General features: G+C 36.0%; 16 protein-coding genes. 8 read left to right on the forward strand and 8 right to left on the reverse strand.

Features of this window, described 5'->3' with window-relative positions:
- Together QNJ66_RS17260 and QNJ66_RS17265 are read right to left on the reverse strand one after the other, a co-directional pair.
- The coding region (locus QNJ66_RS17260) for a Calx-beta domain-containing protein (protein WP_300509090.1) at window positions 1–5,663 on the reverse strand (5,663 nt) is incomplete at its 3' end.
- 289 nt (window positions 5,664–5,952) lie between these two features.
- A complete protein-coding gene (locus tag QNJ66_RS17265) occupies window positions 5,953–6,411 on the reverse strand; it encodes a DUF29 domain-containing protein (RefSeq protein ID WP_300509091.1) in 459 nt (152 codons plus the stop codon).
- 391 nt (window positions 6,412–6,802) lie between these two features.
- Here QNJ66_RS17265 and QNJ66_RS17270 point away from each other — a divergent pair, with 391 nt between their 5' ends.
- Window positions 6,803–6,955, forward strand: coding sequence for a hypothetical protein (locus QNJ66_RS17270; protein WP_300509093.1), 153 nt, complete (start codon window positions 6,803–6,805; stop codon window positions 6,953–6,955).
- 290 nt (window positions 6,956–7,245) lie between these two features.
- Complete coding sequence (locus tag QNJ66_RS17275) at window positions 7,246–7,965, forward strand: Uma2 family endonuclease (protein WP_300509138.1); 720 nt, start codon at window positions 7,246–7,248, stop codon at window positions 7,963–7,965.
- A gap of 39 nt (window positions 7,966–8,004) precedes the next feature.
- Here QNJ66_RS17275 and QNJ66_RS17280 read toward each other — a convergent pair whose 3' ends face one another.
- Together QNJ66_RS17280 and QNJ66_RS17285 are read right to left on the reverse strand one after the other, a co-directional pair.
- Window positions 8,005–9,657, reverse strand: a complete 1,653-nt coding sequence (locus QNJ66_RS17280) for an acetolactate synthase large subunit (RefSeq protein ID WP_300509095.1) — start codon at window positions 9,655–9,657, stop codon at window positions 8,005–8,007.
- Window positions 9,658–9,911: 254 nt separating this feature from the next.
- The gene (locus QNJ66_RS17285; RefSeq protein ID WP_300509097.1) at window positions 9,912–11,279 is read right to left on the reverse strand and encodes an NAD-dependent succinate-semialdehyde dehydrogenase; all 1,368 of its coding nucleotides are present in this window, start codon (window positions 11,277–11,279) and stop codon (window positions 9,912–9,914) included.
- Window positions 11,280–11,915: 636 nt separating this feature from the next.
- Here QNJ66_RS17285 and QNJ66_RS17290 point away from each other — a divergent pair.
- The 6 genes from QNJ66_RS17290 (at window position 11,916) to QNJ66_RS17315 (ending at window position 19,067) form a co-directional block, all read left to right on the forward strand.
- A complete protein-coding gene (locus tag QNJ66_RS17290) occupies window positions 11,916–13,112 on the forward strand; it encodes an RNA-guided endonuclease TnpB family protein (RefSeq protein ID WP_300509099.1) in 1,197 nt (398 codons plus the stop codon).
- A 75-nt stretch (window positions 13,113–13,187) separates the two neighbouring features.
- The gene (locus QNJ66_RS17295; protein ID WP_300509101.1) at window positions 13,188–13,529 is read left to right on the forward strand and encodes a hypothetical protein; all 342 of its coding nucleotides are present in this window, start codon (window positions 13,188–13,190) and stop codon (window positions 13,527–13,529) included.
- 162 nt (window positions 13,530–13,691) lie between these two features.
- Window positions 13,692–14,339 (forward strand): hypothetical protein, encoded by a 648-nt coding sequence (locus tag QNJ66_RS17300; RefSeq protein WP_300509102.1) that lies wholly within the window; start codon window positions 13,692–13,694, stop codon window positions 14,337–14,339.
- Window positions 14,340–14,401: 62 nt separating this feature from the next.
- Entirely contained in the window at window positions 14,402–16,645 is a 2,244-nt protein-coding gene (locus QNJ66_RS17305) for an adenylate/guanylate cyclase domain-containing protein (RefSeq protein ID WP_300509104.1), read from the forward strand.
- A 42-nt stretch (window positions 16,646–16,687) separates the two neighbouring features.
- Window positions 16,688–17,488: an MBL fold metallo-hydrolase gene (locus tag QNJ66_RS17310; protein ID WP_300509105.1), complete on the forward strand. Its 801-nt coding sequence runs from the start codon at window positions 16,688–16,690 to the stop codon at window positions 17,486–17,488.
- Between the two features lie 109 nt (window positions 17,489–17,597).
- Complete coding sequence (locus QNJ66_RS17315; protein ID WP_300509108.1) at window positions 17,598–19,067, forward strand: cyclic nucleotide-binding domain-containing protein; 1,470 nt, start codon at window positions 17,598–17,600, stop codon at window positions 19,065–19,067.
- Window positions 19,068–19,084: 17 nt separating this feature from the next.
- Here QNJ66_RS17315 and QNJ66_RS17320 read toward each other — a convergent pair whose 3' ends face one another.
- From QNJ66_RS17320 to QNJ66_RS17335, 4 genes are all read right to left on the reverse strand, one after another.
- Entirely contained in the window at window positions 19,085–22,825 is a 3,741-nt protein-coding gene (locus QNJ66_RS17320; protein WP_300509110.1) for a CHAT domain-containing protein, read from the reverse strand.
- Window positions 22,826–22,917: 92 nt separating this feature from the next.
- Complete coding sequence (locus QNJ66_RS17325; RefSeq protein WP_300509112.1) at window positions 22,918–24,666, reverse strand: ShlB/FhaC/HecB family hemolysin secretion/activation protein; 1,749 nt, start codon at window positions 24,664–24,666, stop codon at window positions 22,918–22,920.
- A gap of 414 nt (window positions 24,667–25,080) precedes the next feature.
- Window positions 25,081–25,293: a type II toxin-antitoxin system HicB family antitoxin gene (locus QNJ66_RS17330; protein ID WP_300509114.1), complete on the reverse strand. Its 213-nt coding sequence runs from the start codon at window positions 25,291–25,293 to the stop codon at window positions 25,081–25,083.
- 21 nt (window positions 25,294–25,314) lie between these two features.
- Entirely contained in the window at window positions 25,315–25,968 is a 654-nt protein-coding gene (locus QNJ66_RS17335; RefSeq protein ID WP_300509116.1) for a Uma2 family endonuclease, read from the reverse strand.
- Window positions 25,969–26,024 lie beyond the last annotated feature (56 nt).

Consider the following 26,024-nt stretch of genomic DNA (forward strand, 5'->3'; position numbering starts at 1 on the left):
CCATTAGGTTGTTGTAACCATAAGTCAATTTTCACTAAATCTTCACTCCCATCTTCATCCAGAATATTTCCTGTTATTTCAAACATTTCTAAAGGATGATAACTACTTTTATCCAGGGCGAAATTTAAGTCAGTCGGAGCTTCATTAATATTTAAAATATCAATTTCTAATATTTTTTCATAGGATAATCCATTTTGATCTGTTGTACGCACTCGAATACTATAATTACTTTTAGTTTCGTAGTCAAAAATAGCATTAGTTATGAGTTGGTTATTAGTAATTTTAAATAAATTATTATCCGTTGAACGTTCACCTGATATTAAGCTATAGGTAAAACTATTATCTTCATTTAGCGCAGTGGTACTTAAAGTGCCAATTACTGTATTAGTATCTAAATTTTCAGAAACTTCATTATTAGAAATATCCAAATCTGTCGGAGCTTGCTCATTAGAAATAACATTAATATTCAATGTATCTTCGACAGTATGACCCAGTAAGTTTTTAGCTTGAATGGTTATTTCTGCTGTTCCTGCTTGATCATCCTTATAATCAACAATAAGTTGATTATTATTAATACTTACATCAACCAAACTAGGATTAGAATTATTAACTATTGAAAAAATTAATTCATCTACATTAGAAACAGTAATATTCCTGAAAATAACAAAATCTTCATCATCATTTAAGATAGCATTATTTGGATCAATTTGTAAGGGTAAATTGGTAAAAGCTGAATCTAGACTGACTCCATTGAAAATAGGAACTGTTGCTATTTCATCAATTACAGCTAGATCATTTTGGGATAAAACTTCACCAAAAACGGTAAATCCACCATTTTGATTATCTAAATTACTGGCATTATCTTCGAGGTTAAAAAACCATTGATTAGTAGCACTATTAGGATTATTTCCTAATTTTGCCATGGCAATTGTTCCCCGTAAATTCGAGCGATCTCTACTAAATTCGTTTTGAACGGCTGGATCGTCAGGGACATCACTAACCTCTAAATTATTAATAGTAAAACCACCACCTTGAATGATAAAACCAGGAACAGAACGATGAATTATGCTATTAACATAGTCATCATCCTCAGCATAATTAATAAAATTATCAACGGTTAAAGGTGCGCCATTTTCGGCTTGATCGAATAATAAAACATTAATAATTCCCCCTGCCAAATCTGTATTATATAATTCAAATCTTGCCACTTGACCTGTTGTTAACGGGTCATCAAAATGATTAAGTAAATCTATGTTTGTATTGGCTGCATTTTCTATAACAGTTAAATCACTAATAGGATCTTTAATAATGGGTAAAGATGCCTCGTTAACATTATCAATATTGATAGTTAATGCTTTTTCAAAAAATAATCCATCTTGATCCGTTGTCCGAACTCGAATATCATAACTATTCTTGGTTTCGTAGTCAAGAATAGTATTAGTTTTTAGTTGATTATTGTCAATGGTAAATGAATTATTATCGGTTGAACCATCTCCAGAAACTAAAGTATAAGTGAAGGTATTACCTGTGTCTGGGTCAGTGGTAATAAATTCACCGATAACTCTATCAATGGGTTGATGTTCTCGAATTCTGCTATTAGATAAATTTAAATCTGTTGGACTTTGGTTAGACATTTGTTGGTTAATAATTGTAGCAATTGCTTGATTATCAGTTAAGTGAGCGTTAGCTGATTGAGTTAAGTTTAAATAAAGCGTCTCATCTTCTTCTAACACATTATCATCCAAAATGGGAACGGTAATGGTTTTATTGGTTTCTCCTGCTTCAAAGGTTAAAGTTCCGTTAATAGAAGTATAATCATTTCCTGCTGTTGCTGTTCCATCTTCGGTGGCATAATTAACGGTAATTGTTTCATTACTGGGGGTAGATAAAGAAACATTAAAAACCAATTCTTGATTGTCAGGATCATTTTCTGTAACAGTAGGATTAGAAATAGTTAAAAAGGGTATATCCCAATCATTTTCTGTCCATTCAGTGGTCATTTCCCAAGTTTCAGGAGTCCATTCTGTAATACTTTTCCAAGCTTCATCTGACCATGTTCCTGTTGCGTCCCAAGCTTCATCTATCCATAATGGCATCGCATTCCAAAAATTATTAATAGGTTCTGATTCTGTGGTTGCAATGGTATTTTCGTTAAGGGTTTGTGCTTCTAATAAAGATTGATTAATATTAACGGATTGAGTTGAGGTATCAAAGTCAAAAGATTGGAGTGCGAAATCAGATGTTGATGATAATCCTTGTATTTCTTCTGTATCTTCAATAAATGTTCTTGCTTGGTCAATAATTAAATCCCAAGCAGGACTTCTCCATAATTTTGCAGCATTCCAAGCGAAGCTTATTCTATTAGAAATAGTATCATAGGTAGATGATACGAGATCAATTGCTTTTCCGATAGCTTCTCGATTAAGTTCGGCAGTTCCTCGAAAAGTTAAAACTGCTGCTATATATTTTCCCGTTGGACCCCCAAGCCTAGCAATAAGAGTTTGAAGCAGGAAATAATCAGCATCCGGTAAATAGGTAAAATAAAAATCACTTAAATCAGTCGTATTTCCATCAGAAACTTTTGTTACTAAATTATTAGGTCTTTTGGCTCCAGTTCTTAAATTTTCTGGATTAAGAATAGGGACGAAATGTTTTTCAACGTTTATGGCTGATCCAAATTTTGAATATTTCGATAAATCCCAAACTCCATTAAGATAAGTTGAACCTGCCATGCTTACTATATCAGCAGAAGTAATATAATGTTTAACGCCTTGATTATTAGATGGGTTTAGATTAATTCCGTCTTTTTGAGAAATTCCAGGACTACCAAAAGTGACAATTTTCCCTAGTTCTCCTGGATAACTTGCACCTACCCACTGAGTCAATGCACCTCCTAAACTATGGCCTGTAATATGCGGTGCCAAGGTTAAACTCTCTTCAGGGTTACTAACATCTGATAACCATTGATTAATATCACCTTTACTAACCTCAAATTGACTATAACCAACTCCTTCAGGACTAGCATTGCTCAACCAATCTAGTGAACTTTCTGTTCCTCGAATTGCTAAGATAGGGGGTTTGGCTTGGTCATAAATAGTTCCTTTAGCGAAGGTATAATCTTGTTCTGTGCTGTTAAGTTGATTAATAAAAGTTTGTCCATCTAGATATGCTTGTGTATCAGTTCCCCCTGAACTATTGGCAATTTCTTGGAGAAAATTATTATTATTTTCAGCAATTTCTGCATTAACAGGATTGGCTAAAACAACGAATAAATCTTCATAAGCGGTTAACCCAACTGCATTAAAATCTGTTGTCTCATTATTGATAATTTTATCGATATAATAATCTTTATAACCAAAGTCATCTAAGTCACTATAGTCATAAACTGAATCAACTAATTTTCCTATATCTGCATCTGTCCATTCACGATAAGCCGTGTCTCTAGCAAATAATTCTAAGGTCGCATCAGTAACAGGTACACTACCAAAAACGGTAATTTCTATTTCTTTTTTAGTTTCTCCAGGTAAAAAAGTGAGGATATTTTGTGAGATATTATTATAATCTTTTTCTATATCTATGTCTGAAGATGTAGCACTGCCATCTAGAGTATAATATTCAACAATTATAGGTTTATCGTATTCTGATGATAATTTAACCTCAAAAACAAGGGTTTTTTGATTAGTATTTGTTTCAACTTCTACCCAAGTATCACTAATAGATATAGTAGGTTGTGGTAAGGTTTCAGGGAAGGGAGGAAGTGGTGTAAAAGTTCCTGTATCACCAAGATCAAATATGTCTGGATAGGTTGGATGTAAGTTGTGTTCGCTCAAGATATATTCTGGAGGATAATGCCCATAACGTAAGCTTGTAAGTTCTCCATCTGGATTTATATACCATTCTTCATTTGATATATTTCCACTAATTGTACTATTTGAACTCCAAGTACCTGAATTAAAAATACCACCACCATACGTACCAGAAGTGTTACCAGTAATAATATTATTTTCTAAAGTTGCTATACCTCCATTAACAATACCACCACCACTATAATCAGAAGTATTACCAGTAATAATATTATTAGTTAAAGTTAATGTGCTACCATACACGTTATAAATACCACCACCACTATAATCAGAAGTATTACCAATAATAATATTATTAATTAAAGTTAATGTGCCATCCAGGTTATAAATACCACCACCATCCGACATAGAAGTGTTATTAGTAATCGTATTATTAGTTAAAGTTAATATGCCATCTGAGTTATAAATACCACCACCTGAGTTATAAATACCACCACCATCCAACATAGAAGTGTTATTAGTAATCGTATTATTATTTAAAGTTAATGTGCCATCCAGGTTATAAATACCACCACCATGAATATCAGAGGTGTTATCAGTAATCGTATTATTATTTAAAGTTAATGTGCCATGCAGGTTATAAATACCACCACCATGACTATAAGAGGTGTTATTAGTAATCGTATTATTAGTTAAAGTTAATGTGCCATGTGAGTTATCGATACCACCACCAGAATTATTAGTAATCGTATTATTAGTTAAAGTTAATGTGCCACCTGAGTTCTCGATCCCGTCAAAATCATAAAGAGAGATGTTACCGTTACCAGTAATCGTATTATTAGTTAAAGTTAATGTGCCATCTGAGTTATCGATACCAGAACTAGCATTATCACTAATTGAGCTATTATCTACTTTAAGAGTCCCCCTCCAATTAGAAATACCATAACCAGCATTATCACTAATTAAGCTATTATCTACCTTAAGAGTACCATTATTATAAAGACCAGCACCATCTTGATTACTAATAGCAATATTGTTTAAATTTAGTATTGAATTACGTTGATTTCTTATAATATAATTGCCAATGCCTTCTGGAATAACATCATTATTATGAACAATCGCTGCGTATTCATTTCCATCAGACTCAATAGTAATATTTCCTGCCGTATTTAAACTTTGAAAGCCTGTTGCTTGATTACTAATATAAGTTAATTCATAAGTTAACCCCGATCGCAATTTAATAATATGGGGAGTATTAGGACTTTGATTAGCAATACTAATAGCATCTCTTAAAGATAAACCTGCCCCAATATCTGCACTGCCGTCATTTTCATCTACTGTTGTATCAACAATTAAGATAATGGGATCTGATGTTTCTAAAGCAACTAAATTATTACCAAAAAATACATAATTAAGATCATTTTCTGCTTTAATTCTCGTTAACTCCACTTCACTAAAATCAAACTCTCTCACTAACCCTGAAAATAATTCTCCTTCGTCTCCTTCTGTATCAATTTCGTTTACTTCAGCATCAACAAAGTGACCAATTTCTTCCAATAAAACTGTTAATATTGCCTGAGAAGAAGTCGTTTCAACAAAACTATCAGCCAGATAAATATCATTACTATTTACTGCATAACCTCCCCGAAAATCACCTAAAATAACATCATTAATTATTTCAATTTCAGGAAGTTGACTAAACTCTCTATTTTGCCATTGTGTCCGAATTTCTTCTGCTTCTGCAACATCATACTCTGTCCCAAAAGCGATCGCAATATTATCCCAAAACTCATCAGATTGAGCAAAATCAAATAAACTATCAAAAACTGTCGGTAAAATTGCTGTTAAAGAGTTAGTCATATCAGTATATTCAACCAATAACACAGAGCAAAAACACTTTTAAATTATCAGAAATAAAAAGAAATGACCATTGAAATAAACACTGAATTAACTAAGAAAAAGTATATTTACTTCTATGTAATAATATGGATAGAACTAAGTGACGTACCCGACTTTTCCTGAAAATAGTCCTTTTCCATCAAAAAAAGTCCTAGATTTTAAATTTTTACCAGAATAATTCAAGCAGAAGTTATTAACTATCAATTTAACTTCAGTAGGGGCTTAATCTTATCAAGTCTCTACAAAAATATTAAATAGGATACCATTCATCATCCAGTAATTTTTCTAGCCAACCGTCAGGAAGTTGTTTAGGATATTCAGATTCAAGACGTTTTTTAACCTTACGTCCGTCTGCCCTTTTCCCTTCAAGAATAGCTAATTTTCTGGCTTGAGGATAAGCTATTTTAACCGCTTCAGGAAAATAACTTTTCAATATGCCATCTTGAATCTCATTGCTAATTCTAGCCCTATGTTCATCAATAGAATTATACCAACTATTACTCATCCAGTCTGGCGCATCTCTTTGAACATAAAGCTTGATTAAATGGGCAATTAGAATAATTAAATTACTCCTTAATGCTTTTCTAGGATCTCCCATTTCTAAGTCTTCAATTAAATTTTTAATGTCGATAACATCCCAATTTTTATCGGTTAAAGCTTCGATTTGTTGCTGTTTCCAAAGAGTATAATCTGTTTCGTATATATTCATAGTTTAATACCTCCATCTATAATAATATCAATTTTCTCTACTCAAAAGTTGTAGGTTGAGTAAAGATTAAATTTTTTGGTAGAAATCATCAACCTTTCCCTTAAATAGAGCTATTATGTAATAATAGTTCAACGACTCAAGTGAGGAGACAATCGATTATGGATGTTAAATTAATTTTAGTGGTATTAACGGCATTATTTACCGTATCTTGTCTATTTTTCGGCACCAAGAACGGATATTATGACTCTGATAATTATGATGGTAATGGGTCAGCGCATTAATTAACGGCGATCGCATTTTCATAAAATGTTATAATAGTCAAAATTCCATCCCGTACACGAGGACTAGAAAGCGATCGTGTTCTGGATGTTGTTTTTTATAATCAATAATAATGCACCTCAAAGTATTAGTTCCCAGAGAAGTTTTCGTTGATACTAATGTTATCAAAATAGTAGCAGAAGCAGAGAATAGTTCTTTTTATTTACTACCCCATCATATCAATTTTTTAGCAGCTTTAGTTCCTGGAATTCTTAGTTATACTTGAGAAAATAAGGAAGAAATTTTTTAGCTATTAATGAAGTAATTTTAGTCAAACAGGGTAACAATATTGTTTTTTCTACCTTACAAGCAGTACAGGATAAAGACTTAGAAATACTGCAAACTACTGTCAGCAAAAAGTTTAGAATTTTAGACGAAAGAAAAAAATTAATTCGTTCCGCTTTAGCAAAATTTGAAGCAACTATTATCCGTCGTTTTCGAGATATTGGTATGTAGATAAAAAGGTAGTCAATGATATAATAATAAAAGCTTTCCAAGCGAATTCAATGTGTGACAATGTTATTAAACTATAATCCTCGTCATTGTTTACCCTCTGCTGAAGATTTACCGGACTCTGATGATATTCCTGTGGATAACGAACTACAAGACTTAATTCCCCATGTTCTTAAAGATATTTTAGCCCTTATTTGGGAAGAAAGAATGGACTGGTATTTTGGGGTAGATATGGGAATTTATTATGCTCCCGATCAAGCTGCTATTGTTCCTCATGGGTTTTTAAGTGTTGGGGTTCCTCGTATTATCGATTCAGATTTAAGGTTATCTTATGTGTTATGGGAAGAACAAAAAGTACCGACTTTAGTGTTAGAAGTAGTCTCTCAAACTAGAAGAGGAGAATATACACAAAAGAAAGAAGATTACGCAAAAATGGGAGTATTATATTATGTAATTTATAATCCTTTAAGAAAAAGAAAACCCCGTTTAGAAGTGTATCAATTAAATAATGGAGAGTATCAACTATTAGAAGGGGAACCAGTTTGGTTAGCAGAAATTAATTTAGGAATAGGTAAAGAAATAGGAGTTTATCAAGGAGTAGAAAGAGAATGGTTATATTGGTATTATCAACAAGGCAACCGCTATTTAACCTCTCAAGAAGAGGTTAAACAAGCACAAGAAGAAGCTAATAATGCTAAACAACAAGTTTTAGAAGCACAAGAAAAAGCCAAAAAATTAGAAGAAAAATTAAGAGAATTAGGAGTTAATCCTAACGAATTATAAATTGATAGGGTGGGCAATGCCCACCCTAACGTTAAAATTTTATTCCCAAATCTTACAACTTAAATCTCCTGCTTTTTGAGAAAAACGGATATTTTCCTCATAATCAACCGGACAATCAATCACCGCCGGAACTCCTTGTTCTAAAGCAGTTTTCAAAGTAGGAACTAAATCATCAGCCGATTCGACACGATACCCTTTTAAGCCCATACTTTCCGCAAATTTAACAAAGTCTGGATTAGTAAACTTAATAAAAGAAGACTGACCAAATTGATTAATTTGCTTCCATTCAATTAAACCATAACCATTGTCATTGAAAATCAGGGTAACAAAAGGAGTACCGGCACGTAAAGCCGTTTCTAACTCCTGACAGTTCATCATAAAACCGCCGTCCCCTGTTACTGCAACCACCCTCTTATCAGGGGCCACCAACTTAGCAGCGATCGCCCCAGGAATAGCGATACCCATAGCTGCAAACCCATTAGAAATGAGACAGGTATTAGGACTATCAGAATGATAATGACGGGCCATCCACATTTTATGGGCCCCCACATCGGAGATAACAATATCTTCTGGTCCCATCACCTGACGCAGATCGTAGATGATTTTTTGTGGTTTAATGGGGAACCCTTCATCATGGGCATAATTTTCATATTCTGTCACCAACTGAGTCCGTACACCAGTAGCGACAGAGGTTGATTTTCCTTGACGATCAGCCCGTTTTAAAATATCCATCAAAGAATCGCTAATATCCCCCACCACTTCCACAGAAGGGATATAACTGCTATCAATTTCCGCCGGTTCCATGCCAATATGGATAATGGGTGTTGACCCTTCTGGGTTCCATTTTTTGGGGGAATATTCGATTAAATCATAGCCCACAGCAATGACGAGATCGCTTTGTTCAAAGGCGCAAGTAATGACATCTCGTTGTTGCAAACCCACAGTCCACAAGGAGAGAGGATGGGTGTAAGGAACCGCCCCTTTCCCCATAAAAGTATTAGCCACAGGAATATTTAAAGTGGTGGCAAACTCCGTTAAAGCTTCACTAGCCTGGGCCCGAATGGTGCCATTTCCCACTAAAATCAAAGGGTTTTTGGCCTTAGAAATAGCCATAGCTGCAGCGTTTAAACTACGATAAGAAGCGTAGGTTTTCTCTTGTGCGTCCCGTTTTAAAGGTTTACCCTCTACCGGCATCGCTGCGATATTTTCGGGGAGATCGATATGAACTGCCCCAGGTTTCTCGCTTTGGGCCAATTTAAAGGCTTTACGGGTGATTTCCGGGGTAATACTGGGACGAACGATCTGTTTATTCCATTTTGTTACCGGTGCAAACATGGCCACCAAGTCCAGATATTGATGGGACTCGATGTGCATTCTGTCTGTTCCCACCTGTCCTGTAATCGCTACTAAGGGCGCACCATCTAGGTTAGCATCGGCCACCCCCGTCATCAAATTTGTTGCCCCCGGTCCAAGGGTAGATAGACAGACCCCGGCTTTACCGGTTAGTCGGCCATAGACATCAGCCATAAATGCGGCCCCTTGTTCGTGACGAGTGGTGATAAATTGAATAGAAGAGTCTTTGAGTGCTTCAAGGATATGTAAGTTTTCTTCCCCTGGCAAGCCAAAAATGTACTCTACCCCTTCATTTTCGAGGCATTTTACCAATAATTCGGCTGTGTTCATTTCCCCCATGTGAGTTTTCCCTTATGTTGATGATAATAACTTGAGTTCGGAGTTCGGAGTTCGGAGTTCGGAGTTCGGTCTTTTTTAACCCTTGATTTTGACAAGTAGTGTTTTAAATTCCCTTATATCGAACTCAGGTCAACAGCGACTCCCGAAATTTTGGTCTTTAAACCTTTTCGGGAGTCGAAGATGGATTAGCAAATTTCTCTTAGTCTAATTTAACGAAAGATCCTTGACAAAAACCACTATTTATGATGAAATCCTCACTTAATCCAGACAGTTTTAACATTGAGAAATTCTTGCATCCCTTCAATGCTTAATTCTCGTCCGTAACCCGATCGCTTGATTCCACCGAAAGGTAGGCGCGGATCGGATTTGACCATACCATTAATGAAGACGCATCCTGCTTCGATCTCGTCGATCAATCGTTCTTGTTCGTTGGGATCATTCGTCCAGGCACTGGCACCTAAGCCAAAGATGGTATCATTAGCTAGTTCGATGGCTTCGTCCATATCTTTAACTCGGAAGAGTAAAGCTACTGGACCAAAGAACTCATCGTAATATCCCGGAGAATCTACGGGAATATCCGTTAAAATGGTAGGCGGATAAAAGTAACCGGAGCGATCGGCGATCGCTTGACCCCCTAATACTATTTTGCCTCCTTTTGTCACAGTTTCTTGAACTTGTTGATCTAATTCGAGTAACATCGAAGCGTTGGCCAATGGTCCGATGTCTGTGTCTTCGTTCATGGGATCACCCACTTTCAGGGCTTTAAATTTTTCGGTGAGTAAAGCTTGGAATTGATCGGCGATAGACTCGGCTAAAATAAAGCGTTTGGCCGCGATGCAAGACTGACCATTATTTAACATCCTGGCTGTTACGGCAGTAGTAGCGGCGGCTTCGATATCGGCACTTTCTAAGACGATAAAGGGATCACTGCCCCCTAATTCTAAAACGGTTTTCTTAATTTGTTTACCGGCAGCAGAGGCTAAACTTGCCCCGGCTGGTTCACTTCCTGTTAAAGTAGCTGCTTTGACTCTGGGATCGTTAATAATAGCTTCTACTTGAGATGCGCCGATAAGTAGGGTTTGGAAACTGCCTTGAGGGAACCCTGCTTCTTTAAGAATGGCTTCCACAGCTAAGGCGCATTGAGGGACGTTAGAGGCGTGTTTGAGAATGCCAATGTTTCCGGCCATCAAAGCAGGGGCAGCGAAGCGAAATACTTGCCAGAGGGGAAAATTCCAGGGCATTACGGCTAAAATAATCCCTAATGGTTGATAACGGATAAAGCTACGACTGGCATCGGTTTGTGCTTCTACGTCTTTGAGAAAGTTGGCTGCGTTTTCTGCGTAGTAACGACAAACTAAGGCGCATTTTTTGGCTTCTGCGATCGCACTTTTGATCGGTTTACCCATTTCTAGGGTCATTATTTCCCCTAGTTTACGTTGATCTCGTTCCAAAATATCGGTAGCAGCATTCAACCATTGACTTTTTTGTTCCAGGGAAATTTTTCGATACTGTTTGAAAGTAGTTTGAGCTAAAGCTAGTTTAACTTCAATTTCTTCTGCTGTAAGCGGTTTAAACGTTTGAATAGTTTCTCCCGTTGCTGGGTTAACTGTAGCGATACCCATGTTTCCTCCTAAATTCCCTTATTGTTGACAATTTTAGTTATTCTTTCCTAGTGTGATATAACTACACTTAGGTTAGGGCTTTTTTTGGGAATTTTTAATATCTATTTCTAGCTTTACTCTTTATAAAGAGCATAAACTAGAAAATTAATATTTCTCTACATAAGTTTGTTTGTTGCAATAAATTGTCTTATCATGCTGATATAAGTGTATTTATTTTGATTAAATGGATTTCTTATGAACCAATAATCCCCCGTTATGCCTTTAGATTAACGGGGGCTTGATGCTGCTCCCAAAAAACTACCTAATATTATCTAAAATTACTCATATCAGTAGCTAAATTTCATAAATAGGTAGGTTATCAATGGATAATTGATAATTGATAATTGACAATGGATAATTAATTAATTCGGCTTAAAACCTCTCCTTCTTGGTGCAGTTCCTCTTTGATGGAAAACACCAAGACCGGACTGCACCGCTTTTAGGGAGAAAAAGGTAAAAAACGTGACTTCCCATCCAATCCTCTTCTCTTTAGGGAGAGGTAATTATCCATTATCCATTGTCCATTATTGAATGTCTTAAAAACTTCAATATGATACAATTAAACTTAAAGGTTTTGGTCATTATCTCAAAAATGCCATGTTGTTAGGCTTTAAAACCCAACTTAAATTAAATCAAACCCAAGGTCAACAACTGGCACGTCATGCAGGTGTCGCTCGTCATGCGTATAATTGGGGAAATGATTTATGTCTCGCTATTTTAGACCATAATAAGAGTTGTTCAGACTCGGAAAAAATCAAGTTTCCTACAGGGATTGATTTACACAAATGGTTAAATAAATTAGTCAAACCTAAAAATGAGTGGTATTACGAGGTATCAAAATGCGCTCCACAATTTGCCCTGAGACATTTAGCGTCTGCTTGGCGTTATTGCTTTAGCAAAAAGAAAAAAAGACCAAGATTTAAAAAGAAGGGACGACATGATAGTTTTACTTTAGATGGAACTATTCGGATTTTATCTTCTCATTTAATCCAAGTTCCCGTCATAGGGAAACTGAAAACTTATGAGAGATTACCTACTATCTATCAACCGAAAAATATTACAATCAGTAGAGAAGCTGATCGTTGGTTTATTTCCTTTAGAATAGAGGTAGAGTCCATAGCTACGGACAAAGAAGTAGATGTAGTAGGGATAGATTTGGGAGTAAAAACCTTAGCAACCCTATCTACAGGAGAAGTTTTTGAAGGAGCATACTCTTATAAAAAACTATCAGCTAAATTAGCTAAACTTCAAAGAGAATTAAGCAGAAAAAGCTTCGGTTCTTCTAACTACCAAAAAGCTAAGTTAAAAGTTCAGAAACTTCATAGAAGAATTGCTAATCTCAGAAAAGATACATTACATAAATTGACATCACACTTAAGCAAAAACCACGCAGTCAATGTGATAGAAGATTTGAATGTATCAGGAATGATGGCTAATCATAAATTAGCGAAAGCCATAGCAGATATGGGGTTTTATGAGTTCAGAAGACAGTTAGAATACAAAAGTAAATTATATGGTTCAAAACTGGTGATAGTAGATAGATTTTATCCTTCAAGTAAAACTTGTTCTAACTGTGGAGAAAAAAAAGACTCATTGCTATTATCACAAAGAGTGTTTTGTTGTGAAAAATGTCATTATCAAATAGATAGGGATTTAAACGCAGCAAAAAACCTGGAAAAACTAGGCCGAGCTACGGCCAAAGTTACGCCTGTGGACAAGTCAGAGCCGACTCCCTTGGATGAAGCAGGAAGTAAAATAAACTCAAACCGAGTTATCATGAGCCTAAAAACCTGATGGGTAAGTTTGAGTAAGTTTTATATAGCGGATCCAGTTGTAAACTCCCTTGAACGATTTTACCCCATCGAAACAATGCAGCCCCCCACGACATTTCACTCCTCAATCATCAAGGTTCATGCTAAAAACCCTGATGCCCCTAGTCATTGGCGTTTAGCTGGTAAATACTTCATCAAAATGTTTGCTGGTTCCGTTGTCTCGGGTGGTGTCCCTGAAACAGTAATCAAATGGGGTAAATTTTACCTTAATGAGGCAAGAATAATTGAGATCCCCCCGTGGTCTGCTGACTTTAGTATTGAGTTTCAGATTCCTTACTGGCATAGAAAAATGCAAATCACTATGTGGGAGTATATCGGACCGAATACTAACACCATTCACCGAAAACTTGACGACCTTATTGGCAACCCAATGTCCTAAATAACGAGGTTTGAATGTTTAGAAACAAAGACAGATTCCCGACTGGTAAACCAGACCCCCCCACCTTCTCTCAGATTTGCTTAGCCTTAATGGTAATAATCTGTGCCGTTGGTTTTACTTCCTCACTTTCCGAATTTAGGTCTATTAATGACAAATTAAGGTATGAAGAACAAAACCAAGAGTACGTATTGCCTGAAATCGCTGTGCCAGAACGTCGTAGGTAGTTTTAGCGAATATTATTTGCTGCTATTCGTTGCTGCGATCGCGTCCTCAATCTTCTTTCTATTTTCCCTGTTTGATACTGTTAGTTCAATCCCAGATATAAGGGTTGAAACTATTGTCAAGGAAGTTAAGGTTAATTACTCAAAGTATCCTAAAATCCTAGTCTTTGTAGGGGATAAGGGGAACAGAGGAAAGGGAAAATTAGTTGCAGTAAATACTAAAGAGGGAAGTCTGGACGGGGCTTGGGACGCAATCAGTGGAGTTGGTGGAAGGGAAGATCAAAGGATGTCCGGTCCAATCCCCTCCCAACCGACGGTTAACGTGATTCACTACACCGTCCATACTTCTCCCCTCACCCTATCCAATCCTGGCATTGCTGGCAAGTTCTACAAGATCAATCCTCACCTGATTACTATTCGTGGCCAGACCCGTGGTGATTTCGGCATTCACGCCGATAGAAACGTCCCTGGAACGGCTGGATGTGTCGGTATTGAATCGGAGGTTGACTGGCAAGCTTTTAAAGCCCTCATGGCTGACTACAAGGAAAGTGGACTTAAGGAAGTGCCATTACTCGTTTCCTACCGTTAGCGATCGCAAATCATCTGGGTATTACTTTAAAATAAATTAACGATGATTACATCAATTTAAAAATGTGGGAAAGTTTAAAACAGTTTTTGTGGCAAACTCGTGGGGTGTGGATTACAACGCCAACCGTAGCCGGGTTAGTAATACTTTTGCGTTTAGGAGGGTTATTACAAGGATGGGAATGGGACGTATTTGATTTTTATCTAAAATCTCGTCCCCCTGAACCAATAGACGATCGCATTGCTATTGTGGGTATCAATGAAAATGACTTACAGCGACTGAATGAATCGATTATTAACGATCAAGTTTTAGCAGAATTACTGAATAAATTAAAAGCCCAAAACCCTCGAGCCATTGGTTTAGATATTTATCGAGATTTACCCGTTCCACCCGGCTATGAAACCTTAGTAAAAGTATTTGAAACAACCCCTAATCTTGTTGGTATCCAAAAAGTAGCCGGAGAAGTAGGATGGGAAACTGTGGCACCACCCCCTGTTCTCAAAGAAAAAGGTCAAGTGGGGGCTAACGACTTAATTTTTGATGGAGATAACGGTGTTCGACGAGGATTAATTTCCTTAGACACCAAAGAGGGAGAAACAGTTTATAGTTTTAGTCTTCATCTTGCCTTACATTATCTTGATAAAGAAGGTATTGGACCAGAAATGATCCCAGGAACGGAGCAATGGAAATTAGGAAAAACGGTGTTTTCTCCCCTCACCCCCAACGAAGGAGGTTACGTCCGTACCGATGCCGGAGGTTATCAACTGTTAATTAATTATCGGGGAGGGGATGGGACTTTTGAAACCGTTACTATGACCGATATTCTCGAAGATAAGGTTCCCTCAGACTGGGCCAGCGATCGCATCATTATTATTGGGAAGGTGGGGGAAAGCTTCAAAGACTTATTTTTTACGCCTTACAGTAGCGGTTTGATTGGTTTACCTCAACAGGTAGCCGGGGTAGAAATTCATGCTAATTTAGTCAGTCAAATGATTAGTGCTGCCATAGAAGGTCGTCCCATGTTCAAAACTTGGTCAGACCCAGTAGAATGGTTGTGGATCTTCTCTTGGGCAGGCATAGGAGCAACCCTTACCTGGGGGTTTCGCTACCAGCATGGGGCAAAAAATCTTCTTTGGAAGCGATGGGGTGGAATTTTGGGGGCAGGGATGATTTTGATGGGGGGTACCTATATTGCCTTTATACAAGGTTGGTGGCTTCCTGTTGTTCCAGCTTTTCTCGCTTTCGGCGGATCAACTATAGGCATTACTGCTTATGTTGCCCGAACAGCGGCCGATATTCGCAAAACCTTTGGTCGTTATCTAACGGATCAAGTGGTGGCTAATTTGTTAGAAAATCCAGCCGGTTTATCTTTAGGAGGAACCCGAAAAAAGATTACTATTTTAACTTCTGATTTACGAGGATTTACGGCAACATCTGAACGATTACCTCCTGAAGAAGTGGTAAGAATTCTTAACTTTTATTTGGGAAAAATGGCCGATGTGATTACCTATTATGAAGGTACCATTGATGAGTTTATGGGAGATGGGATTTTGGTGTTATTTGGTGCGCCTACTTCCCAAGAAAACGATGGAGAAAGAGCGATCGCTTGTGCTATTGCTATGCAGTTAGCCATGAAATCTGTTAATGAACAGATGAAACAATGGAACTTACCCAAACTCGACATGGGAATTGGTATTAACACAGGGGAGGTGGTTGTGGGTAATATTGGCTCAGAAAAACGCACAAAATACGGCGTAGTAGGTTCTCAAGTTAATTTAACCTATCGGGTAGAATCTTACACCCTTGGGGGACAAATTTTGGTTTCTGAATCTACATTAAATGAAGTGGGTTCAATTGTTGTCATTGAATCTGAAAAACAAGTTAAACCAAAAGGGGTAAAAGAACCTATTTCTATTTATGAAGTGGGAGGAATTAAAGGAAATTATAATTTATTCTTGCCCAAAAAAGAAGAAAAATTTGTTAAGTTAATTCAACCTTTATCACTGGTATATAGTGTTTTAGATGGTAAAAATGTTGGAGATACTAGATATCCTGGAAAGTTAGTGGCATTATCAGAAAATGAAGCTATAATTAATTACGATCATGATGATCTTCAAAAGTTACTTCCCGCTATGACTAACATTAGATGTAATTTATCAAATGTAGAAACATCTAAAGCATTGAGTGATGATATTTATGCCAAAGTTTTAGAGAAATCTAATACTAATGGTGAATTTTATATTCGCTTTACAGCTAAACCTCCTGATGTTGCGAAAAAACTAGAGGAACTGTATCAAAGTCTTGTCTAACGGTTGCGTAATTTTTGGGTCATATTATTTTTATGTTATGGGATGGCTCAATTACTTTTTTTAGGTTCAGGTTCAGCGTTTACGGTTGGGGATGATAACTTTCATTCCAACATATTTATTATTACTGAAACAGGGAAAAAATTATTAATTGACTGTGGTTCAGATATTCGCTTTTCCTTGTATAAAGAAGGTTTTTCTCATCGGGATATTACGGATATTTATATTAGTCATTTACATTCTGATCATGCAGGAGGATTAGAATATATAGGATTAAGCACTAAATTTGATACCCAATGTCATAAACCGAATCTATATTTAAGTTATGATATTGCTACAGAGATTTGGGATCATACTCTATCAGGAGGAATGAGATCAGTTGAAGGGAATATTACCAGTCTAGATAGCTTTTTTAATGTCTATTCTATTGAGAATAATCCTATGTTTAGTTGGGAAAATATTAACTTTGAATTGGTAAAAACTATTCATGTTAATAATGGCAGTTATGTGATGCCAACCTATGGCCTATTTTTTGAAGTTGAGCAGGTGAGAATTTTTATCACAAGTGATACTCAATTATGTTACGAAAAACTTCTAAAATACTATGAACAAGCAGATATTATTTTTCACGATTGTGAAACATCAAAATATCCTAGTCCTGTTCATTCCCACTACAAACAATTAGTTAAGCTACCTAATAAAATAAAATCAAAAATGTGGTTATATGGGTATCAACCTGGAGAACTTCCTGATGCTAAGAAAGACCTTTTTTTGGGTTTTGTTCAGCGAGGAGATAATTTTTTTATTGAGAATAATTGTTTGAAAATTAAACATCCATATCAGTAATCAGAAATAAATAACGTGAGCTATGTGAACATTTATAAAAATAAGTTTAAACCTTACTTCTACCTTCTCTTACCCATAACATTTATTTTATTTAGGTACTTACAGACTCATGAAGACTATTTTAGAAACGATTTATCTATTTTTAGATTACCCGATTATTAGTTTAGGAAAGCAACCTATTTCTTTAAATATTATTCTACAAATAATTATCAGTATTTTTGTTACTATTATTTTAGCCAGACTCATTACAAGTTTATGTAAGAATTGGTTATTTAAACAACTAGGAACTGAGTCGGGTCATAGAGAGGCATTTTCTACTCTTATCTTCTATTTTATTATTACTTTTGGTATTATTATTAGTTTGCAAGCGACGGGACTTCATTTGCAATCCTTAGCTGTAATTATAGGTGGTTTAGGGATTGGGGTTGGTTTTGGATTACAAAGTATTATAAAAGACTTTATTAGTGGATTAATTTTATTATTAGGACGTGCTATTAAAGTTAATGATTTTATTCAATTTGGTAATCGCCAAGAGTTTCCTGATTTAAAAGGAACTGTTCAAAAAATATCTTTACTTTTTACTGTTATTAAAACAAAAGATTCAGCTTATCTAATTATTCCTAATAGTTATTTAGTCACTTATCCTATTATTAATTGGAACTATAGAAAAGGAGCTCATCGCATAAAAATCAATTTAAAAGTTGGCAAAAATACTGATTTTTTATTGTTTACAGAGATTATTTTAGATACGGTGCATCAGGAATCATCAGTTCAACCAAGTCCAGCACCCAAATTAATTTTTAAAGAGATAAATGATTATTATTGTGAGTTTATTGTACAGGTGTGGATTAAGGATATGAAAGATGAAGATTTTACGATTAATAGACTGAATTATGCCTTTGAGTATCATTTATGTAAAAATAATATAAATCTTCTTTTTCCTACACAAAATATTTCTTTTACTCAACCTAACTTTAACTTGCAGATTCCCCTAAATAAATCTAATAAATATGCAACAGACTCTCAAACTCAAGCTGTTGATTCTGGTCATATATCTATTCGTGATATTTTGAGCAAAAGCCGTTATTTTAGCCATTTAACACCCCTTGAACTTCGAGAACTAATTGAGATAGGATACAGGCAAAAGTTAGATAAGGATACGATTCTCTTCCATGAAGGTGATACAGGGGATTCCTTTTATATTATCTTATCAGGAGCAGTAGAAGTCTTCGTACCCAAAATCAATAAACATTTAGCAACACTAAAAGAAGGAAATATGTTTGGCGAGTTAGCTTTAATCTTAGGTATTCCACGAACTGCTTCTGTTAAAGCAGTCGAAAAAACCAGATTAATTGTCTTTGATAAAGTAGGTTTTCAAAGAATACTACAAGAACAACCAGATATAGCAGAATTTATTTTTGAAGCATTAAGTCAACACCAAGAAGAGTTAGCCCAGCGTCAAAAACAACTTAGAGAAATGGGATTAATTAGCGAAGAAGAAGATGATGATAACTTAGTCAATTGGATGAAAAAAAGAGTTTATAATCTCTTTTCTCTTGGTTCAATTAACATTCTATGACTTCATGAATAACCTGCTTACCAAGGACTACCGATTAAAGTAAATCCACTCCAAAAATAAGGATGACTGAAAAATTGTTTATCAGGTTCTACTAGTTGATCTGGTAAAGATAAACGATTATTTTGAGTCACTAATTCTCCATTTTCTAAGTAAACTTCTCTCCGTAATAAACTTAATTGAGCCTCTCTGATCGCCCTTGTCTTTAGGGGAGTGTTCTGTAACTGTTCATAAAAGCTACTCATTAATCCTAAAGTTCCTTGATCACTAACTTCCCATAAACTCCCCAATACAGTTTTTACATTAGCTAAAACAGCCGCACCAGCAAATCCTAATTCTGCTTCTTTATCTCCTAAAGCGGTTCGACAAGCACTAAGAACCAACAACTCTACTTTAGGATCGCCAAAATCTAGTTTTTTAAAATCTTCTAAAGTTAGTCTACTCTGCCACAATTGAATATAAGAATTACCCAATTTCCCAGTTTGAAAATTAGCATGGGTAGCTAGATGAATAATGCCAAATTTACCCGATTGATGCTCTTCTTTTAAATTATCTAAAGTAAACTTTTGATCAACAAAAGCATTTCCTGTCCAAAGGCGATCGGTAATTACCGATAGTTCCAAGGGAACTGCTGGTAGTGGATTGTGTTCCTTGAATTCTGAAGCCCCCATCGCTAACACTCTTTGTTGTGATATATCTTGATAACGAGTGTTCGTTAAGGCAAAACTGGGCATCATACCTAAGTTGTAACCTTCGATTAAAAATTGTGAACCATCATGTAAAGCCGCCATCGGTACAGAACGCAACCCACTATCAACAATAAATACGAGGGTATCGATTTCTGCCGCTTCTAAGGCTGTTTTTAAGGGTTGTATAAACCACTGATACAATTGTTGTGCTGGTTTACGATAAGCACTAGGACGACGTGGGTTAGTCACTGTTCGTTGAAATTCCTGAGCTTTTAAGAGAACCTTTTCACGAGTTACTCCTGTTATGGACTGACGAATGATATCCCCAGATGGTGTAACTAGGATTAATTCTAATTGGTCTTGGTCTGAGGGTTCATTTAATTCTGCCTGCAGATCACAAGCCGAATTAAAACGCCAAAAAGTTTCTCCTGGAGAAGACTGTGCCTGATTTATTTGTGGCTTAAAAAAGATATAAATTAAGCCTGGTTTGAGTCGGGTATCTTCTTGAGCTTGTTGTAGTTGGGTCTGAATTTGTTGGGGGGTTAAACAAGAAACTGAGTCGATTCCCAAATAGTTAGCAAAGTCGGTAGTAAAGTTTGCTTCAACTTGTCTCAATTGGGCAACATTAGCATCTGAACTTGTGCTAGAAACAGCTACATTCGTTTGTTGTCCAACTCCAGAACTATCAGATTGACTATAGGCATTATTCAAATTAATAACTGTACTTAATCTTTCAGATTCTACAGATTCTAGAGGACGTGGAGTGGAGACAGATGTTATCGATGTTGAAGGTACAGGAGTTGGGTTGGTTACAGGAGTTGGGTTAGGTGCAGGAGTTGGATTAGGTGCAGGAGTTGCATTGGTTACAGGAGTTGGGTTAGGTGCAGGAGTTGGATTAGGTGCAGGAGTTGCATTGGTTACAGGAGTGGGTTCAGGTGCAGGAGTTGGGTTAGGTGCAGGAGTGGGTTCAGGTGTAGGAGTTGGGTTAGGTGCAGGAGTGGGTTCAGGTGCAGGAGTTGGTTCAGGTGTAGGAGTGGGTTCAGGTGTTAAGTCAAGTTGAATATCATTAATGTTAATCAAGGCTGTTTGATCAACTCCTTGAGTATTGATAATCTCTTGAGTAAATTGATCTAAATTATTTTGCTCAAAAAGAATATCAGAAATACGAACTGTTCCTGATATATCACCATTGGTAGCTAAGGTTTTAATGGTAACGGCACCTCCAACTCCTTGAGTAGATGAGGTATTAATAGTACCCACCTCAATACTAGGAAAAATATCGTTGGTGTTCCCTTGTGCTGTAATGTTTACGGAACCACCCCCATCACGAAAAGAAGTATCAATATTGCCCAGAATAATTTGACAACCACTGGTTTGAAAGCAACCAGAACGAACTAAATCATCTCCAATACGTTCGACGGTTAAATTTCGTCCCGGTGCAACAATAGAGTCATCCGGACTCATCCTAAAGCTACCGAACCTCCCCCCATCTGTATTCGCCCTAAAGATGATGTCACCTGTTCCTGCTTGAAAGGTGAGATTATCGTCCGATAAATCTTCTATGGTGATGTTATTGGACGCTTCAATAATAATGTTGGTATTTCCTGATAATCCTTCTAATTCTGACTCGAAAATTATGGTGGGGTTTATATCCCTAATGTTTTGATTGTCCAAAACTTGTCCCACTTGTCCACTGTTGTCACCGGCAAAGGTATCTTTTCCATCGGTTGCACCATCCCCGTCCCCATCTCTAATAATAATATTTGAGGGGTCTAAAAGTAGAGTCCCAAAATCACCATTAACCGCACTGGTATCCACAGTTCCACGAAAAATTAGTTGTTGTTTTCCTGAAACTTCAACTAATCCCCCATCTCCTGAAAACGTACCACCTCGACTGGTGATTTGACCGTAAAATCCTGTAATTTCTTCTGACCAAAGGGTAATTTGACCCCCATTCCCCTCATGGATGCCATCACTACTAACCCTCGAATCTGAATCAATAAGGGTGCGTTGTGCTGTGGGAAGGGTTGCTCCACCCCGATAGTCTCCCCCTATTCTAATCATTCCTCCTCCTTTATATCCAGAGGCATCAATTTGAGCATCGATCACTGCAAGGCGATCGCCAATGAGGGTCACGTTACCGCCCATTTGGGAAGGGGAAAATGTTTCTAGGGTTCCTGATGTTATTAGGTTCCCTGATGGGGTAAGAATTTCCAGGTTTTGTTCTCTTAAGGAAATTGTTCTATCATTATTCCCAGTGATATTGAGGTCTATGGTTTGACTTCCTTCTGTTAGTAAGGTGGGTAAATCTTGGGGTTTAATTCCTAATAGTTCGGGGTTAGTTTGTCTGGGGGCAATAATTTCTAAACTGACCAGACTTCCCGGTTGAGAAATTCTAATACTGTTAGTGCCTGGAATCGCTACAATGGTAAGGTTTCCCCCTGGAGCTTTGATGTTTCCAGTGTTGACAATGTTTCCTCCAATTAAAGTTAAATTCTGACCAGGAAGAACAGATAAATTTCCTGTATTAATAATACTACCTGATTGAGCTAAATCAAAGGCAAATTGGGAAGGATCACCGGTTAATAACTGATAATTATTGTTTCCTAAAGCATTGAACCAAGAATTATTATCAAATCCTATTCCTGTTGCTGTGGTAGCGGTAAAATCAGCCTGTAAATTTAGCTGAACATTGGGGCCAAAAATAATCCCGGCAGGATTCATTAAGAATAAATTGGCATTACTTCCTGTTACTTGAATTAAACCATTAATGATTGAAGGATCACCGCCAACAATTCGGGTTAAAATATTACGAATTTGGGGGTTGGCTAGAAAGTTAGCGATTTGCTCGGCACTGAGTCCAAACTGTTCTAAACTATGAAAAAGATTGGTTCCATCTCCTGATAAAGTACCTCCTTCAATATTAAATTGATTTCCTTGTTGATTGACCCTAGTTCCTGTCCCATCATCAGCCGGAACAATGGATTGTGCAAAGCTTGTATTTTTTCTATTTGTTTGTATTAATGAAAAAAGTAACAGTATAAAATAAATTGTTGGTTTTTTAAGTTTCATTTTTTTATTTATCCTCACTATAAATTGTCTTAAAACTACTTTTTTTAAAAAAACTTAAGCTAAAAATATGATTTTAAAAACTAAATAGTAAATCATGGAGAATAATTTATTTGAAAATATAATCCTCTCTCTTGAAGATTATTACCCAGACGGGGTAAGGGAATTAGGGGAATACCATAATCTAGACGAAGATTTAATCCTTCAATAGTAGCCACATCATTCCAAATTAATCCTAACCCTGTTCCCATGAGGAAATTTTTGTTAGTTGAAGTATTATTTGTATCAGTAAACCAGACAGATCCCATGTCAATAAAAGGAGCAATTTCAAGAGTTGATTGATTAAAATTATTTCTCATAACTGTTGTTCTGTTTTCTACAGATAATCTAAAGCCATTATCTGCAAATCTAACATTTTGTCTATATCCTCTAATAGATCCTGCTCCCCCTATAATAAACCATTGATCTGGTAAAAGTGAATCGGGGGTAAGTTGTAATTCTCCTCTGATAACCATCAAATTATTTTCATCCAATTGTTGTATTCTTTGTCCTTGAAATAACCAACTAAAAAAGCGACTATCTGGAGTTGAATCTGAGCTAATAGTAGCATCAAATAAATCAACTCCCCAATTAAACTGAGAGCTTAAAAACCACAATCCTTGTTGATCCCGACTTAAATAATCTTGTCCAAATTGAAAGATTGTTGATCGATTTCTAGCATTATCAACTGGGGCAACCTCTCCATTAATTAAAGTTTGTTGATTTTGATAAAGAAACCCTACAGATAAAGAAAATTCCTCAAACAAATCACGCCACAAAGGTTGTCGAAAACTCATTTCATAAATTTGTTTATTCCCCTCAATATTAAAGTCATCTAAAGGAGCCTGGGTGATTCTTGTCCAAGTAGGAATTACTCGAATTTGTAAGGTACCTTCCTGTGGATTTAATGGTAGTTGATAAATGGCATCAATGGTGTTTCCTCCATTCGTAGTCGAGCGATAATAAGATAACGAAATATTGTCTCCCCATCCAGTTAAATTGTTATATTTTAAGAATGTTCCACTTCTATCTGAACCAATACTTGGAGGAGAAAAGTTATCAATTCCTAAACCAAATTTCCAATTATCACTTTCTTTTATGTTAGCAACAATAATGCTTAATCCTGGCTGACCTGACGTTTGAATTTTGGCATCAACATTTTCAAAAAGAGGATTGAGTAATAGGAGTCTTAACTGTTTTTCTAATTGGGTAACATTCAGAGGGGAACCAATGGCTAAAAGTAAGCGATCGCAAATAAAATCTAAATGTATTTTTTTTCTACCAATCAATTTTAATTCAGCAATATTTCCTTCAATAATAACAATTTCTACCTCTGTATTTTCTGTTATTTCATTAACAGGGTTAAAGACAGCTTTTGAAGTAATATAACCCTCACTTAAATAATGATTAGTAATAGCATCAGCTAAGGCAATAGCAATCTGATTAAATTTTTCTAAATTTAAGTTTTCGCCCTGATATTTTTTATATAGTTCACTAATAGTTGGAATATCTAAAATTTGCTGTCTTGTAAATGCACTATTTCCCCTTATCCTAACATTAATATTTTTCTCCTTAACTTGTAAGGAAAACAACGAAAAAGGAGTAGAATAAACTATCTGATTTTGAGGATGAAGAGGACACGTTTCATAGGTTTGTTGAATTTCAGAAGGAATTGAATTAACCGAACCACCATTGTCACCGTCCTGACTAATATCACTCCTATCTAGGGGGTAAGACCATCTTTGAAAAGAAAGAAAAACCCACCCTAAACATAAGTAAAATACAATAGTCTTCCAATTTAACATAGCTTGCTACACTGTGGAAAGTTATTAATACAAGCAAGTTCGTTAATCCATTGAACCGACGAACCAAACAATAACCGCGTCTTTGCGCGGCGCAATTGAAAATATTTTTTATTATCACTATGAATCCTAACACACAATCATTAAAAATAGGCAGCATAAAACAGCTTAGCTAAAAATTTAAAGCTCAACTAACTAGAGATTTAATAGGTTTTTTACCTAAGATTTTGAAGCTAAATCGTGATTCTAAATCCCATAAATTAATCGATTTAGAGAACTATGTAAAGGGAGCATCCCATTTTTGCTAAAAACTTATTCTTTGAGTTTGACGGGGAGAGGGGGAGATGGGGTGACGGGGGGAAATTAATCAGATCAACTATTATCAATCAAGGACAATTTGCAACTTTGGGATGCTCCCTAAGTAAATAATAAACGTCCTTTGGGTTTAGGTATTTCTCGTCCTAATTCTTGTGCAGTTTCTATCCATTGTTGAATAACAATTTCAGCATTTTGTACATCTTCTTGATAGGTTTTTCCATCGGCCATACATCCAGCTAATTCTGGAACTTCAACAATAAATGCTTTATCTTCTTCACTCCAATAGATAATTAATTCATAACGAATTTTCATCTTAACCTCCTAATGGATACTTTAAAGTTCATCTGGGTTAATTCCAAGTTCTTTTAATTTAGCTGCTAATTTATCGGCTCGTTGTTTTTCTTGTTGTACTTTCTCTTTTTCTTCTGTATAGGTAGTAAAGTTATCTCCATCAGGATAATACAATTTTAATTCGGGGTCAGATATTTCAAAACGAATCCCTAAACGGGGACTAACCCAACCATTCATATTATCAATAATTTCTAATCCTTCTTCTCCTCTTAATAGTCCACTCAGTTCATTTTTATGAGGATTATAAATATAATATTCTTCTACACTATAACGCTCATAAAACAGTAATTTTCGGCTCATTTCAGTTTGAGTATTTCCTGGAGAAAGTATTTCAAAAACCACTTGAGGTGCAATATTATCTTCCTTCCATTGTTGATAAGAACCCCTTTCTCCTTTGGGACGACCAAAAACAACCATAACATCTGGTGCAAGTCTTTTTTTATTGTCACCCTCCAGAGGATACCAAAGTAAGTCCCCCGCAACAAATACATTGCTATCTTGACTAAATAACCAATCTAAATTAGCTTTTATCATAGTAATCCAACGAAACTGAAGGGTATTGTCGGCCATAAGTTTCCCGTCACTGTCTGGATAAATAATGTTTGAGGTTGTTTCGTTTTTGAGTTGAGTAACCATAATGGTATTTGATGCTTGATCACAATACTATAGAAAATTTAAGATAAATTAGAGCA

The organism is Crocosphaera sp., assembly GCF_030064895.1.
Lineage (GTDB): Bacteria > Cyanobacteriota > Cyanobacteriia > Cyanobacteriales > Microcystaceae > Crocosphaera.

What these genes read in the sequence shown, in the direction of transcription:
- QNJ66_RS17265 (WP_300509091.1), bottom strand. Translation starts at nt 6,411, where the DNA reads ATGAATATATACGAAACAGATTATACTCTTTGGAAACAGCAACAAATC.
- QNJ66_RS17270 (WP_300509093.1), top strand. Translation starts at nt 6,803, where the DNA reads ATGCACCTCAAAGTATTAGTTCCCAGAGAAGTTTTCGTTGATACTAAT.
- QNJ66_RS17275 (WP_300509138.1), top strand. Translation starts at nt 7,246, where the DNA reads ATGTTATTAAACTATAATCCTCGTCATTGTTTACCCTCTGCTGAAGAT.
- QNJ66_RS17280 (WP_300509095.1), bottom strand. Translation starts at nt 9,657, where the DNA reads ATGGGGGAAATGAACACAGCCGAATTATTGGTAAAATGCCTCGAAAAT.
- QNJ66_RS17285 (WP_300509097.1), bottom strand. Translation starts at nt 11,279, where the DNA reads ATGGGTATCGCTACAGTTAACCCAGCAACGGGAGAAACTATTCAAACG.
- QNJ66_RS17290 (WP_300509099.1), top strand. Translation starts at nt 11,916, where the DNA reads ATGTTGTTAGGCTTTAAAACCCAACTTAAATTAAATCAAACCCAAGGT.
- QNJ66_RS17295 (WP_300509101.1), top strand. Translation starts at nt 13,188, where the DNA reads ATGCAGCCCCCCACGACATTTCACTCCTCAATCATCAAGGTTCATGCT.
- QNJ66_RS17300 (WP_300509102.1), top strand. Translation starts at nt 13,692, where the DNA reads ATGAAGAACAAAACCAAGAGTACGTATTGCCTGAAATCGCTGTGCCAG.
- QNJ66_RS17305 (WP_300509104.1), top strand. Translation starts at nt 14,402, where the DNA reads ATGTGGGAAAGTTTAAAACAGTTTTTGTGGCAAACTCGTGGGGTGTGG.
- QNJ66_RS17310 (WP_300509105.1), top strand. Translation starts at nt 16,688, where the DNA reads ATGGCTCAATTACTTTTTTTAGGTTCAGGTTCAGCGTTTACGGTTGGG.
- QNJ66_RS17315 (WP_300509108.1), top strand. Translation starts at nt 17,598, where the DNA reads ATGAAGACTATTTTAGAAACGATTTATCTATTTTTAGATTACCCGATT.
- QNJ66_RS17320 (WP_300509110.1), bottom strand. Translation starts at nt 22,825, where the DNA reads ATGAAACTTAAAAAACCAACAATTTATTTTATACTGTTACTTTTTTCA.
- QNJ66_RS17325 (WP_300509112.1), bottom strand. Translation starts at nt 24,666, where the DNA reads ATGTTAAATTGGAAGACTATTGTATTTTACTTATGTTTAGGGTGGGTT.
- QNJ66_RS17330 (WP_300509114.1), bottom strand. Translation starts at nt 25,293, where the DNA reads ATGAAAATTCGTTATGAATTAATTATCTATTGGAGTGAAGAAGATAAA.
- QNJ66_RS17335 (WP_300509116.1), bottom strand. Translation starts at nt 25,968, where the DNA reads ATGGTTACTCAACTCAAAAACGAAACAACCTCAAACATTATTTATCCA.